Source organism: Pseudomonas sp. JC1203 (assembly GCF_056175065.1).
This window is the reverse complement of record NZ_JBWCAM010000002.1, coordinates 22767-36356: the sequence shown is the minus strand read 5'-3', so window position 1 is coordinate 36356 and position 13590 is coordinate 22767. Positions and strand designations below refer to the sequence as shown.

Below are 13590 nucleotides of genomic sequence, written 5' to 3'. Positions count from 1 at the left end.
CTAATGGGGACAATCCTCATCCAAAATAGACGGCCCTGCGCAGGGCATTTGAAAAACTTTGACCGAAGGCGCCGGGACTTGGTTCGTTTGCGCTATCACCGTGCGCCGGCGCTGGCGGTTGAGGCTGCTGAGGGTGTCCACTTCACGCACCAGCGCCGCAGGTTCGGTAAGGCCATAGAAGCTGGTCCATTGCGGCTTGTCGCCGTCCCCCACCAGAATCAGCGGCAGGCCCTGGTCCATGCGCAACGGCCGGCCCAGCAGGCCTTGCACCGTGGCCTGCACCGCCGGCGGCGAGCCGGTCAGCCAGCGCCACCCCGGGCCTGCGCCGAATTGCCCGGCGTAGGCGGCAAGGCTGGGCGGGTCGTCGCGCCAGGGGTCCAGGCTCAGCGACACCAGTTGTACTTCGTTGCCCACCCGCCCGCCCAGCGCCTGCTGCAGTTGCGTCATTACCTGGGGCACCAGCGCGCAGGGGCCGTTGCAGCGACTGTAGACGAACCCCAGCACCACGATCTTGTGCGCCAGGTCGCGTTCCAGGCGCACCAATTGGCCCGCCTGGTCCACCAGCGGCACGTCGACGAAATTCACCCGGGTGTTCTCCAGGCGGTTGCCCGGGGCGCAAGCACCCGCGAGCAGGCAGGCACTCAACAGCCAGGAAAATGGAGCCTTGGGCATGATGCACCTCGCGGGCAATGGCAGCGGCGTCTGTGCAAACGTTTACGCAATCGCCATGCCACTGCCGATTACCTTTCAATTCAAACGCTTGCAAACCCTTGTTGATGCGTTGGGGCATATGCCCCACCCATTCCCCCGTTTTTCAGTCCTGGGCCAGGCCCTGCAGGCGGCGGTATTGGCGCAGCACACTGGGCACATAACGCTGGGTCTCGGCGTACGGCGGTATCACCCGCCCATGGCTGAGCACGGCTTCGGGCCCGGCGTTGTAGGCGGCCACCGCCAGGGCCATGTCGTTGTCGAACAAGGTCATCAAGCGCTTGAGGTAGCGCGCACCGCCGCGAATGTTGGCGGCCGGGTCGTAGACGTCATCCACGCCCATTTCCCGCGCGGTCTGCGGCATCAACTGCATCAGGCCGCCGGCGCCCTTGGGTGAGCGGGCGTTGGGGTTGTAGTGGGACTCGTTGTCGATGACCGCGTGCAGCAGCGCCGCCGGCAGCTGGTTGGCCAGCGCCGCCGCCTGCACGGCCTCGGCAAAGGGGGCGCTGGCAATCATCTGCGGCACCGCCGAGGTAGCGCTGGGCATGGCGGCGGCAACCCCGGCCGTGCTGGCCGGCTCGCGGATGACCCGCTCGTAATGGCGCCCCGGGCGCAGCACGTTGGACAGCACATAACCGCCCTGGGCATCGCGGGACACGTACATATCGGCCTGGGCCGCGCTGCTCATGGCCAGGCCGGCCAGCAACAGCGTAAGGGTGATTCGCATGGTCGTTCTCCCCTGCTCCGCCCCCCGGAAAGTGGGGGTTATGCCCCAGTGGCAGCGGTTGCAGAGGGTGTACGCAAGGGCCGTGCCCATTTCGTATCTATTTGAATTTAATCAATTTTGTAGAAGGGTTGGGGATTTAGCATGGCAATTGCATCACCCCAGCACCGGCACAACCCCCACGAGGTCATCATGAAACACACAAGCCTGCGCCCGCGTGCTCGCCACCGCGGCTTCACCCTGCTGGAACTGTTGGTGGTGCTGGTGGTGCTGGGCCTGTTGGCCGGCATCGTCGCGCCCAAGTACTTCGCCCAGCTGGGCCGTTCGGAAACCAAGGTGGCCAAGGCGCAGATCGAGGGCCTGGGCAAGGCCCTGGACCTGTACCGCCTGGAAGTGGGCCATTACCCCTCCACCGAACAGGGGTTGCAGGCGCTGGTCATCGCGCCGCCAGAGGAAAGTCATTGGACCGGGCCCTACCTGCAGAAAAAGCTGCCCCAGGACCCCTGGGGCCGCAACTACATCTACCGCTACCCGGGTGAGAACGGTGAATACGACCTGCTGTCGCTGGGCAAGGACGGCCAGCCCGGCGGCGACGGCGAGAACGCCGAAGTCACCAACTGGCAATAGCGAGGGCCTGCCATGCGCTTTCAACTCAAGGCCCTGAGCAAGGGCTCCGTGGTGTCCCTGGCCATCGAAGCCACCGCCGCCGCCGAAGCCCGGCGCATCGCCGAGGACCAGGGCCTGCGTGTGGTCAGCGTGCGCGCCGAACAGGGCTGGCGCCGTTGGCGGCCGCAAGGCAGCGAGACGTTCAACCTGGTGCTGTTCAGCCAGGAGTTGAGCACCCTGCTCAACGCCGGGTTGCCGCTGATCGACGCCCTGGAAAGCCTGGCCGAGAAGGAAACCGCGGCCCAGGCGCGCAAGACCCTGGGCGAGGTGGTGCGGCTGTTATATGAAGGCAAGTCCTTTTCCCTGGCCTTGAGCCAACTGCCGGTGGTGTTTCCGCCGCTGTACGTGGCGCTGGTGCAATCCAGCGAGAAGACCGGTGCGGTCAGCGATGCCCTCACCCGCTATGTTTCCTACCGGCAGCGCATGGACCTGGTGCGGCAGAAGATCGTCAGCGCCTCGATCTACCCCTTGCTGTTGCTGATTGTCGGCGGCGGCGTGGTGCTGTTCCTGATGGGCTACGTGGTGCCACGCTTCAGCCTGGTGTTCGAGGGGTTGGGCGACAACCTGCCGTGGCTGTCGCAGGTGCTGATGAACAGCGGCATGTTCCTGCACCGCCACCAGGGCGAATTCGCCAGCGTCGTGGCGGCCATCCTCCTGGCCGTGGCGCTGGGCCAGCGCCAACCGGTGGTGCGTCGGGCGCTGGGGCGGCTGGTCGAGCGCGTGCCGGCGGTGCACCAGCGCATCGTCATGTACGAGCTGGCGCGGTTCTACCGTTCGCTGGGCATTCTGCTGCAGGGCGGCATCCCCATTCTCACCGCCATGGACATGGCGCGCGGCCTGCTGACCGCGCAATCCTCGCGGCGCCTGGACCAGGCGGCCGCCCGGGTGCGCGAAGGCCAGGCGCTGTCCACCGCGTTGGAAGCCAACCAGTTGGTGACGCCGGTGTCGCTGCGGCTGCTGCGCGCGGGGGAACAATCAGGCAACGTGGGGCAGATGATGGAGCGCAGCGCGGACTTCTACGACGAAGAGATCGGCCGCTGGATCGAGTGGTTCGTGCGCTTGTTCGAGCCGTTGCTGATGACCTTCATCGGGCTGCTGATCGGGGTGATCGTGATATTGATGTATATCCCGATTTTCGAGTTGGCTTCGAGTATTCATTGAGCGCTAGTGAACCCAGTCTTCGTAGACCAGCCCCGGCACTCGCGCAAACTCACGGGTGTTGTTGGTCACCAGGGTGCATTGCTCGGCCAACGCATGGCCAGCAATCGCCGTATCATTTTGACCAATTGGGGTGCCGGCCTCGGCGAGGTGCACCTTGATTTCGATGGTTCGATCGATAGCCGCTGCCCCCCAAGGCAAAATGGCGTCCAGCCGTCTCACGAATTCGTCCACCAGGGTTTTGTGCCGGGGCGACGCCTTCTTGCCTATCTGGCCATAGCGCATTTCCGCATAGGTGATGGCGGAAATAACAATTCGATCGTTACGCATGGCTGCTTCCGTGAGACGCTGGAGCACACAGGCAGGACGCTCCCGCATGATGAACGAGCAAATGCAGGTGTCCAGCATGTAAGTCGTCATAAGGTGAACCTGCCGTCATCGTCCATGACGTCTGGCCGGTCTTGCAGGAAGTCATCATCTGCATGGGGCAGCTCTGCAAACGACTGCCACGAAGGCCTCACGGGCCGCAGGGTGATGGTGTCGCCCTCACGGCTGATTTCCAGCTCCCCCACGCCGTCGAAAGCCATGTCATTGGGCAGGCGAATAGCCTGGTTCTTGCCGTTCTTGAAAATGGAGACTGTGCGCATGGAGATGGCCTCGACCTATGTCAGACCTAGGCAGTATGGCCGCAAACTTCGGCATATGCAACGCATAGGCTTTGACTAGCGTCTGCGCCTGGCGGCAGCTGCTGAGGGATATGTGTACACGATGTCCGTAGCAGCGGCCGCAAGGCCGCGTCCGCCGGCGCCGCGATTCTTCAGAAACACCCGCAAATCATTGCACCTTCCTGATCGCCGGCAAGTTCCAGCCATAGCGCAGCGACAGCATCCGCAGCGCCGTGCACAGGCCTATCCCCAGCCAGGCGCTGAGGTGCTGGTCCAGCCAGTTGAGTTCACCGCACAGTTGCACCAGCGCGCCCAGCAACGCTGCCGAGGCGTAGATGTCCTTGCTGAGGATGACCGGCACGCGGCCCAGCAGCACGTCGCGCAGGATGCCGCCGCCCACCGCGCTGACCACGCCGAGCAGAATGGCCAGTTCGATGTCGGGCACCAGGGTATAGGCCTTGTGCACGCCAAAGGCGGCGAAGAAGCCCAGGCCGATGGCGTCGAAGAACAGCGTGGGCTGGGCCAGGCGCAGCAGTTGGGTCTGGAAGCAGCCGGCCAGGGCCACCGCCACGCCCACCACGGCAAGGTAGGCAAGGTTGGTCAGCCCTGCGGGCGGCAGCGCGCCGATGCACAGGTCGCGGATCACCCCGCCACCACAGGCGGTGACGAAGGCGATCACCACCACGCCGAACAGGTCCAGGCGCCGGTCGATGGCGGCCAGCGCGCCGCTGAGGGCGAAGACGAAGGTGCCCAGCAAATCGATGTACCAGAATGCCTCAAAGCCCATGGTCGTTCCCTGAATCGGCGATGGGCGCCATGGTGCCAGAAAAACCGCCAGGCGCACCTGAGCGATTATCAAGCCGTTGCGCAACGCTGCGCGCGGCCAGCTGGATCTCCAGGGTATCGGCCACGCTGTAGACGCCCGCCATCACCCCGCCGCTGGGGTCGTTGAGCACCTTGAACCAGGCCTGGTCGAAGGCGGCGCCCAGGTTCTTGCGCAGTTGCGCCTCGCTGTCGGGCCGCTGGCCGGCGTGGGCGATGGCACGAATGCCGGCCATGCCCAGGGAAATCAACGGCCCCACTATCTTGCCGGCCACCGCGGCGGCGAACCCGCCGGCGCCGCGGCTGGTCATCTGCCCTTGCAACCGGGTGTTGGTGGCCTTGGCCACCTCGGTCAGGCCCGTGGGCGAGGCTTCGGCGCCAGCGCGCAGGCGCTGCAACAGCGCCGCGTACGCCGGCACCCTGGTGGTCGGCACCTCGTGGGTGAGTTGCTGCAGGTTGGCGCTACCCAGCACGCTGATGCCCGCAAGGTGCTGGGCGAACTGCTCGTTGGGGAGCTTATGCTGCTCGGCGATGGCCAGCACCTGGGTGGTCATCAGTTGCACATAGAAGTCGGTGGCCTGCACGGCGATGGCGTTGGGCTCGATCTCTACCGCCACGGGCGCCAGCACGCGGTCGTGGTACTGGTCCTGCAGGTAGGCTTCCAGGCGTTTGGCCGAGGCGTCGGCGTCGCCCTTGGTGCCGCTGAGGGTGTACCAGCTCACGCGCATGGACAGCCATTCCTGGGTCCAGTAGCTGTCGAACCAGGGGATGAACACCTCCTCGGTCTGGTCGTAGACGCGCTGCCGCCAGTGCTCCATGGAGCCGCGGGCAAACACCCGGGCCTGCTCGCGGGCGTCGCTGGAGCCGCGCAGCAACTGCTCGTCCACTTGCTGCCAGACGGCCGGGCTGACCGGCGGTGCCTGCTGTGCCACGCGCCCGCCGCCAGCGCAGGCGGCCAGCAGCAGGACAAGGGCAACCACCAATGCACGCAGGGTCACCACCGCAGCTCCGTATCGAATTGGCTACAAGAGGGGTCATTCTCAGTATAGGGCGACGGCCACGGGAACATGGGCGCTGTTACCATCGGGATACGTCGAAGTGCCCAGAGAGTGTTATGGTTTTAAAAAAGCGCCTGCCTGGCCCCCCGCAATGATCAAGTCCCGCACCCTGTTTGCCCGCCTGTTCACTGTCTCGCTCGGTGCGATATTCCTCGCCCATGCGCTGACCTACGTGTGGATCGTGCACTACCGCATCCCGCCGCCGCCGCGCCTGGGGGTAACGCCGCAAACCGACACCCCGGCGCTGGCGCTTGAGGCCAGCTCCCACTACCTGCTGGTGTGGCCCAAGGCGATGCTGGCGTTCCAGGGCCTGGCGCTGGTGGGCATGGCCTGGTACATCAGCCGCTCGCTGACCCGCCCGCTCAAGCGCTTCAGCCAGGCCGCCGAGCGCCTGGGCGATGACCTCGACAGCCAGCCGCTGGCCGAAACCGGCAGCGTCGAGGCGCGCCACGTGGCGGGGCTGCTGAACCGCATGCAGCAGGCCATCCGCGACAAGTTCGACGAACGCCGGCGCATGCTCGGCGCCGTGTCCCACGACCTGCGCACGCCGCTGTCGCGGCTCAAGCTGCGGCTGACCATGGTCGACGACCCCAGGCTTGTGGCCGACATTACCCAGGACATCGACGCCATCGTCAAAGTGCTGGATGCCACGCAGCACTACCTGCACGACAAGCCTCACTCCCTGTAGCAGCGGCCGCCAGGCCGCGTCACGGGCGCCGACGCAGCCTGGCGGCAGCTGCTACAGTTATTGGCAACACCTCTACCGGGGAAAATGCCATGCGTTACAACCTGTTCGCGCGCCAAAGCAATGAAATAATCCTTACCGCCAGAATTCTGTTGATGATTCTGTTCGTGCTCTCGGGCTGGGCCAAGCTCACCGGGTTCGCCGGCACGGTCAACTACATGGCGTCACTCGGCGCGCCGGTGCCGGAGGTGGCGGCGGCCATCGCCGTGCTGATGGAGTTTTTCGTTGGCATCCTCCTGGTAGTAGGGTTTTACACCCGCCCCCTGGCCGCCCTGATGGCGCTGTTCGTGCTGGGCACCGCGTTGATCGGCCACCCGTTCTGGAGCATGGAAGGCGCCGCGCGCATGACCAACCAGATCAACTTCTTCAAGAACCTGGCCATCATCGGCGGCCTGTTGCTGCTGGTGGTCAGCGGCCCTGGTCGTTACTCCGTGGACGGCCGCTAGGCCGAGATGCAAAAAACGCACGTTGAAAGTGCCAAAACAGCAATTTTTGTAATTGGGAGCGCTGCTTAGACTGCCCGCATCGTCACTGACTGCGGAGCAACTTCATGAGCGCCCTCCTCGCGCCCCTTCCTACGCTACTGCCAGAGCCGGTGCGGCCGACCGCCGCCCCTGCGCCGGCGGCGTTCGGTTTGCGCATCGCCACCGGCCTGGTCGGCGTGCTGCTGGCGGTGCTGCTGTCAGGCTTCAATGACAGCGTCACCAAGTTCGCCATGGCCGACATACGCGGGGCCATGGGCATCGGCCGCGACGAGGCCAGCTGGTTGCTGGCCAGCTACGCCGCCACCTCGGTAGCCGCCATGGCATTCGCACCCTGGTGCGCCGCCACCTTCACCCTGCGCCGTTTCACCCTCTGGGCCATGGGCACCTTCGCGCTGCTGGGCCTGCTGTGCCCGCTGGCGCCCAACTACCAAAGCCTGTTGCTGCTGCGCATTCTGCAGGGCTTCGCTGGCGGTGCCCTGCCGCCGATGCTGATGTCGGTGGCGCTGCGCTTTCTGCCGCCCGGCATCAAATTGTATGGCCTGGGTGGCTACGCCCTGACGGCCACCTTCGGCCCCAGCTTCGGCCTGCCCCTGGCCGCCTGGGCGGTGGAGTACCTGGGCTGGCGCTGGGCCTTCTGGCAAGTCCTGCCGGCCACCCTGCTGGCCATGGCCGCCGTGGCCTGGGGGCTGCCCCAGGACCCTGCGCGCCTGGAACGCCTGCGCCAACTGGACTGGCGCGGCCTGCTGCTGGGCCTGCCCGGGCTGATCATGCTGGTGCTGGGCCTGGAACAGGGCGAACGCCTGGCCTGGTTCGACGCAGGGTTGATCCGCTGCCTGGTGGGCGGTGGCCTGGGCCTGCTGGTGCTGTTCTTCATCAATGAATGGTTTCACCCGTTGCCCTTCTTCAAGGTGCAGATGCTGCGCCTGCGCAACCTCAGCCACGCGTTGATCACCCTGGGCGGCGTGCTGTTCGTGCTGCTGGCGGTGATCATCATCCCGGCCAATTACCTGGCCGGCGTGCAGGGCTACCGGCCGCTGCAAACGGCGCCGGTGCTGCTGTGGGTGGCGCTGCCGCAACTGATCTCGCTGCCGCTGGTGGTGGCCCTGCTGAACAACCGCGTGGTGGATTGCCGCTGGGTGCTGGCCGCCGGCCTGGGGCTGATGGCGCTGGTGTGCTTCCTGGGCTCGCAGCTCACGGTGGCCTGGCACCGCGGCGACTTTTACCCCCTGCAGATGATTCAGATTATCGCCCAGCCCATGGCCGTGATCCCCCTGCTGATGCTGGCCACCGGCGGCCTGCAACCGGCCGACGGGCCGTTCGCCTCGGCGTGGTTCAACACCGTCAAGGGCTTCGCCGCGGTGGCCGCCGGCAGCACCCTGGAAACCCTCAGCCTGCACCGCCTGCACCTGCACTCGACGATGCTGGTGGACCGCCTGGGCAACCTGTGGCCGGGCGCCACCGGCAGCGACCTGGCCGCACGCCTGCACCGCCAGGCCGAAGTGCTCACCGCCGCCGACCTGTACCGCGCCATGGGCCTGCTGGCGCTGCTGTTGATCGTGCTGATTCCGATACTGCCGACGCGTGTCTACCCGCCACGCGCCGCTTCCTGAACCTTGTGTGGACATTGAACATGACTGAAATCACCTCCCGAAAACCCCTGGCCGCCTTGTTGGCGGGTGGCGCCTTGCTGGCCGCCGGCGCCGGCTACCTGTTGTGCGCCCACGACCCTGTACAGCGCACTGACGACGCATTCGTGCAGGCTGACCTGATGCTGGTGGCGCCCAAGGTGGCGGGCATCGTCGATCGCGTGCTGGTGGACGACAACCAACCGGTCAGCGCCGGCCAGCCGCTGGTGCACATCGACGACCGCGACTACCGCAACGCCCTGCAAGCGGCGCAGGCGGCCCTGACCGCCGCCCAGGCCCGCGCCGAGGACACCCGGGCGACGCTGCTGCGCCAGCAGGCCATGGTGGACCAGGCGCGCGCGGTGCTCGACGCCGACAGCGCCCAGGTGGCCTTTGCCGAGCACGAACAGCAGCGCTACCAGGCCCTGGCCGGCCAAGGCGCGGGCACCGTGCAGAACTTCCAGCAGGCCCAGGCGCGCCTGCGCAGCGTGCGCGCCGTGGCTGCCGAACACCGCGCCGGGCTGGCCGCCGTGCGCAAGCAGACCGACGTGCTGCAGGCCCAGCAAGCTACCGCCCAGGCCTTGGTGGAACAAGCGCAAAGCCAGGTAGAACGGGCACAACTGGACCTTCGCTACACCGACCTGCGCGCCCCCCAGGACGGTGAAGTGGGCCGGCGCAGCGTGCGCGTGGGCAGCTACGTCAAGCCCGGCGACCCGCTGCTGGCCGTGGTACCGCGCAGCCAGGCGTACGTGGTGGCCAACTTCCAGGAAAACCAGCTCACCGAGGTGGTGCCCGGCCAGCGTGCCGAGATTGCCGTCGACACCTTCCCCGGCCACGCCCTGCACGGCCACGTCGACAGTATTGCCCCGGCGACCGGGGTGACCTTTGCCGCCATTGCCCCGGACAACGCCACCGGCAACTTCACCAAGGTAGTGCAGCGCATCCCGGTGAAGATTGTCCTCGACGCCGACCAGCCGCTGGCCCAGCGCCTGCGGGTGGGCATGTCGGTGGAAGCGCGCATCGACACCCGCGAAGCGCAGGTACAGGTAGGTGCCCGATGAGCCGTCGTTGCCTGGCCTTGCTGTTAGTGATGACCGCCCTGCAGGGCTGCACCCTGGGCCCGAACTTCAAGCGCCCTGCCCCAAAGTTGCCAAGCCACTGGGACGCCGCCAGCGGTGAAGTCGACCTGCACTGGTGGGACAACTTCAACGACCCGCAACTGTCGGCGCTGATCGCCCAGGCCCGGGCCGGCAACCTGGACCTCGCCATCGCCGCCAGCCACGTGCAGCAGAGCCAGGCCCTGCGTGCCACGGTGGCCGCCGGCCGCCTGCCCAGCGCCGACGCCAGCGCCAGCTACCAGCGCGCCCGCAACAGCCAGGATGGCCTGATGGACATTTCCGGCTACGACGGCAAGCGCGCCTACAGCGTCTGGAACACCGGCCTTGCCATCAGTTGGGAGGCCGACCTGTGGGGCCGTGTGCGCCGCAGCGTCGAGGCCGCCGACGCCAGCGTGCAGGGGGTGCAGGAACAGCAGCACGGCGTGCAACTGGCGATCGTGGCCCTGACAGCCCGCGACTACATAGAACTGCGCGGCAGCCAGAGCGCCCTGCAGGTAACCCGCGACAACCTCGCCATCGCCCGTCACAGCCTGGCCCTGACCCAGGCCCAGCAAAGCCAGGGCGTGGCCACCGACCTGCAAGTGGCCCAGGCCCAGGCCTTGTGCGCGGCCATCGAGGCGCGGCTGCCGGCCCTGGAACAACGCGAAAGCGTGCTGATCAACGCCCTCAGCCTGTTGATCGGCCAGGGCCCGGACAGCCTCAAGGCGCAACTGGGCGTTGCGGCACCGGTGCCCCATGGCCCCAGCCAGGTACCGGCGGGGCTGCCCAGCGAGCTGGCGGAGCGGCGCCCGGATATCCGCGAGGCCGAGGCCCAGCTGCACGCCGCTACCGCCGCCATCGGCGTGGCCCGGGCCGATTTCTACCCGCGTATCACCCTGGGCGCCGACGTCGGCCTGCAGGCCATGCAGCTGTCGAACTTGGGCAACTGGGCTTCGCGCAGCTTCGCCGCAGGCCCGGGGTTGAGCCTGCCGCTGTTCGAAGGCGGCCGGTTGCAGGGCGCGCTGCACCTGAGCGAAGGCCGCCAGCAGGAGGCGGCCATCGCCTACCGCAAGACGGTGCTGGGCGCCTGGCATGAGGTGGCCGATGCGCTGTCCGCCTACCAGGCCGAGCAACGCCGCCAGGCCAGCCTCGGGCAAGCCGTTGCCGCCAGCCAGCGCGCGCTGCGCAGCGCCCAGTTGCAGTACGCCCAGGGCAGTGTCGATTTCCTCAACGTGCTGGCGGTGCAGACCGCGCTGCTGGACAACCAGGCCGCCCAGGTGGCCAGCAGCGCCCAGGTTTCCCTGGCGTTGGTGGACGTGTACCGCAGCCTGGGCGGTGGCTGGCAGGTTACCGGGCCGGGTCGGCCAGGTGCTTGAGCGCGCGCCGCAGCCAGCGGTGCGCGGGGTCGTTGTCCAGGCGCGGGTGCCAGGCCTGGACAATCTCCACGCTCGGCAACGCGACCGGCAAGGTGAAGGCTTGCAGCGGCAGGCCCAGGCGTTCCAGGGTAGGCAGCATGTTCACTGGCATGATCGGCAGCAGCAGGTCGGACTCGGCCACCGCGAACAGCGCGCTGTGGAAGGTGGGCGTGATGTACGCCACCCGCCGGCTCAGGCCATGGGCTTGCAACGCGTCGTCCAGCGGCCCGCGTGCCAGGCCGCGGCGCGACACGGTGACGTGGTCGTGGGCGACGAAGCTGTGCAGGTCCGGCGCCTGCTGGAAGATCGGGTGGCCGCGCCGGGCCAGGCCAACGAAGGCGGTGTCGAACAGGCGCTGCACCTTGATGTCGGGGCCGAATGCACGCCGCGAGCTGATCACCAGGTCAATGCTGCCCTGGTTCAGCGGGTCGTGGTCCAGGTCGCTTTCGGGCACGAAGCGCAGCACGCAGCGCGGGCATTCCTGCCGCAGCAGCTCGCGCAGGGCGCTGCCGTAGGCACCGATGAACACGTCGTTGGCGCGCAGGCTGAAGGTGCGCTCCAGGCTGGCCAGGTCCAGGCCCTGGCTTTGCTGGAATACGCCACGGGCCAGCTCCACCGCGCCGCGCACCTGCTGTTGCAGGGCCAGGGCCTTGGGCGTGGGCACCAGGCCGCGCTGGGAACGGACGAAAATCGGGTCGTCGAAGGCATCGCGAATCCTGCCCAGGATGCGGCTGGTGGCGGGCGCGCTGAGGTTCAGGCGCCGCGCGGCGCCGGCTACCGAGCCTTCTTCGAGCAGGATGTCGAGAGCGTACAACAGGTTCAGGTCAGGATTTTTCATGGGCCGAAGCATAAGAGCAGCAGTGGCCGCCCTGCAATCCGCGGCTGCAAAGGGCCTGTGGGAGCTGGCTTGCCAGCGAGCTGTTGAGGCAAGCAAAACTCGCTGGCAAGCCAGCTCCCACATAAGCAATCGCGGTTACAGGAGGGCGAAGCGGTAGCTGACGATCAGGCGGTTCTCGTCCTGGCTGCGCTGGCCGGTCACTTCGGTGCGGAACGCGGCGTTCAGCCAGCTGAAGCCCACGCCCTTGAACCGGCCCTGGTTGACCACGTAGTTCACCGCCAGGTCGCGCTCCCATTCGCCGCCTGTGCTGGCCGCCTGGACGTGGTCACCGTTGAGGTAGACCACCGAGGCGCTCAGCCCCGACAGGCCCAGGCCGGCGAAGTCGTAGCTGTACTGGGCCAGCCAGGTGCGCTCGCCGGCGTGCTGGAAGCGGCCAATCTGGCGGCTGGTGATCAGGTACGGCGCGTTGCCGTCGCCCTGGTTGATGAACGGGAAGTCGCTGCTGCCGTTGACGCGCTGGTACCCCGCCGCCAGGGACTGGCTGCCCAGGGTGTAGGTGAACAGCGCGCTCCACGTGCGGTTGTCGACCTCGCCGTTGCTGCCCACGGCGCCGCTGGATTTATAGCCGGCCACCCGCCCCGCCGCGCTGGCGTTCTCGCCCTGGCTGCTGCTGATGAAGCCGCGCAGGTCGGTCTGCAGGGTGCCGCGCGGCAGCTTGGTGCTGTGGGTCAGGCCAACGAAGTGCTGGTTGTAGAAGTCGTCGAGGTTGGCGAAGTAGTACTGCGCGGTGGTGTGCGGGTCCAGCTTGTAGTCGGCGCCAGCGTAGTAGAAGGCGTTGCTGCGCTGGCCGGTAAGGCTGTTGGCGCCGGCAATCGACAGTGACGCCTGGTTGCTGGAATTGCGGCCCTTCACCGAGGTGATCTTGCCGCCGACCAGGGTCAGGTTGTCAAACTCGCGGCTGGTCACCTGGGTGCCCTGGAACGTCTGCGGCAGCAGGCGGCCATCGTTGATGCCGATCACCGGCAGGTGCGGCTGCAGGGTGCCATGGCGCACTTCGGTTTTCGAGAAGCGCAGCTTGGCGGTCAGGCCCAGGCTGGCGAAGTCGTTCACCGCGCGGCCGTCGCTGCCACTGGGGAAGACGATACCGCCACCGCTGCTGCCGCTGTTGTAGGCCTGGCCCTTACCCGAATCCAGGCGCAGGCCGAGCATGCCCAGGGCGTCTAGGCCGAAGCCCACCGGGCCGTCGGTAAAGCCCGAGGCGTAATTGAGGATAAAGCCCTGGCCCCACTCCTGCTGTTTGGACGGCGTGGCCGTGCCGCTGCGGTTGTCGTTGTTGATGAAGAAGTTGCGCAGGGTCAGGTCGGCCTTGCTGTCATCGAGGAAACCATCGGCCCACAGGGGCTGGCTGAACAGGGCGGCGCTGAGGGCCAGGGGAAAGGCTTGACGGTACATCGGACGTCCTTGGTGGGGTCAGGGACGGCGGAGTGTAGGAATGTACGTTTTGGTTCAAAAATACGAAGTTGGCCTAATGATATGCCGGGCGGGGTCATAAGTGGCTAGGGAAAAGGCATATGCAGGGTGTTC

General features: G+C 66.9%; 15 protein-coding genes. 7 read left to right on the top strand and 8 right to left on the bottom strand.

Annotated features, from left to right (window positions below; genetic code table 11):
* Both AC0SZ7_RS03395 and AC0SZ7_RS03390 read right to left on the bottom strand, forming a co-directional pair.
* On the bottom strand, positions 1 to 672 hold the full coding sequence (locus AC0SZ7_RS03395; protein ID WP_475503016.1) for an SCO family protein: 672 nt from the start codon (positions 670 to 672) through the stop codon (positions 1 to 3).
* A 142-nt stretch (positions 673 to 814) separates the two neighbouring features.
* Positions 815 to 1435, bottom strand: a complete 621-nt coding sequence (locus tag AC0SZ7_RS03390; protein WP_475503015.1) for a transglycosylase SLT domain-containing protein — start codon at positions 1433 to 1435, stop codon at positions 815 to 817.
* Between the two features lie 189 nt (positions 1436 to 1624).
* On the opposite strand from AC0SZ7_RS03390, the gene gspG reads away from it, so the two are divergent.
* Both gspG and AC0SZ7_RS03380 read left to right on the top strand, forming a co-directional pair.
* On the top strand, positions 1625 to 2059 hold the full coding sequence (gene gspG, locus AC0SZ7_RS03385) for a type II secretion system major pseudopilin GspG (RefSeq protein WP_475503014.1): 435 nt from the start codon (positions 1625 to 1627) through the stop codon (positions 2057 to 2059).
* Between the two features lie 12 nt (positions 2060 to 2071).
* Positions 2072 to 3259 carry a type II secretion system F family protein gene (locus AC0SZ7_RS03380; RefSeq protein WP_475503013.1) on the top strand — a complete coding sequence of 396 codons (1188 nt, stop codon included), beginning with the start codon at positions 2072 to 2074 and terminating at the stop codon, positions 3257 to 3259.
* A gap of 3 nt (positions 3260 to 3262) precedes the next feature.
* On the opposite strand, the gene AC0SZ7_RS03375 is transcribed toward AC0SZ7_RS03380, so the two are convergent.
* From AC0SZ7_RS03375 to AC0SZ7_RS03360, 4 genes are all read right to left on the bottom strand, one after another.
* A complete protein-coding gene (locus AC0SZ7_RS03375) occupies positions 3263 to 3676 on the bottom strand; it encodes a type II toxin-antitoxin system VapC family toxin (RefSeq protein ID WP_475503012.1) in 414 nt (137 codons plus the stop codon).
* Positions 3673 to 3903, bottom strand: a complete 231-nt coding sequence (gene vapB, locus AC0SZ7_RS03370) for a type II toxin-antitoxin system VapB family antitoxin (protein WP_475503011.1) — start codon at positions 3901 to 3903, stop codon at positions 3673 to 3675. Before vapB ends, AC0SZ7_RS03375 begins: the two co-directional genes overlap by 4 nt.
* A gap of 187 nt (positions 3904 to 4090) precedes the next feature.
* A complete protein-coding gene (locus AC0SZ7_RS03365) occupies positions 4091 to 4708 on the bottom strand; it encodes a trimeric intracellular cation channel family protein (protein WP_475503010.1) in 618 nt (205 codons plus the stop codon).
* Positions 4698 to 5741 (bottom strand): hypothetical protein, encoded by a 1044-nt coding sequence (locus tag AC0SZ7_RS03360; protein ID WP_475503009.1) that lies wholly within the window; start codon positions 5739 to 5741, stop codon positions 4698 to 4700. The genes AC0SZ7_RS03365 and AC0SZ7_RS03360 overlap by 11 nt, the downstream gene beginning before the upstream one ends.
* 151 nt (positions 5742 to 5892) lie before the next feature.
* Here AC0SZ7_RS03360 and AC0SZ7_RS03355 point away from each other — a divergent pair, with 151 nt between their 5' ends.
* From AC0SZ7_RS03355 to AC0SZ7_RS03335, 5 genes are all read left to right on the top strand, one after another.
* Positions 5893 to 6489 (top strand): HAMP domain-containing protein, encoded by a 597-nt coding sequence (locus tag AC0SZ7_RS03355; protein ID WP_475503008.1) that lies wholly within the window; start codon positions 5893 to 5895, stop codon positions 6487 to 6489.
* Positions 6490 to 6578: 89 nt separating this feature from the next.
* The gene (locus AC0SZ7_RS03350; RefSeq protein ID WP_475503007.1) at positions 6579 to 6992 is read left to right on the top strand and encodes a DoxX family protein; all 414 of its coding nucleotides are present in this window, start codon (positions 6579 to 6581) and stop codon (positions 6990 to 6992) included.
* Positions 6993 to 7096: 104 nt separating this feature from the next.
* Positions 7097 to 8641, top strand: coding sequence for an MFS transporter (locus AC0SZ7_RS03345; protein ID WP_475503006.1), 1545 nt, complete (start codon positions 7097 to 7099; stop codon positions 8639 to 8641).
* Positions 8642 to 8661: 20 nt separating this feature from the next.
* Positions 8662 to 9717 (top strand): HlyD family secretion protein, encoded by a 1056-nt coding sequence (locus AC0SZ7_RS03340; RefSeq protein ID WP_475503005.1) that lies wholly within the window; start codon positions 8662 to 8664, stop codon positions 9715 to 9717.
* Complete coding sequence (locus AC0SZ7_RS03335) at positions 9714 to 11129, top strand: efflux transporter outer membrane subunit (RefSeq protein WP_475503004.1); 1416 nt, start codon at positions 9714 to 9716, stop codon at positions 11127 to 11129. The genes AC0SZ7_RS03340 and AC0SZ7_RS03335 overlap by 4 nt, the downstream gene beginning before the upstream one ends.
* On the opposite strand, the gene AC0SZ7_RS03330 is transcribed toward AC0SZ7_RS03335, so the two are convergent.
* Together AC0SZ7_RS03330 and AC0SZ7_RS03325 are read right to left on the bottom strand one after the other, a co-directional pair.
* Positions 11101 to 12006 carry a LysR family transcriptional regulator gene (locus AC0SZ7_RS03330; RefSeq protein ID WP_475503003.1) on the bottom strand — a complete coding sequence of 302 codons (906 nt, stop codon included), beginning with the start codon at positions 12004 to 12006 and terminating at the stop codon, positions 11101 to 11103. The genes AC0SZ7_RS03335 and AC0SZ7_RS03330 overlap by 29 nt on opposite strands.
* 135 nt (positions 12007 to 12141) lie before the next feature.
* Positions 12142 to 13458: an OprD family porin gene (locus AC0SZ7_RS03325; RefSeq protein ID WP_475503002.1), complete on the bottom strand. Its 1317-nt coding sequence runs from the start codon at positions 13456 to 13458 to the stop codon at positions 12142 to 12144.
* Positions 13459 to 13590: the final 132 nt, after the last annotated feature.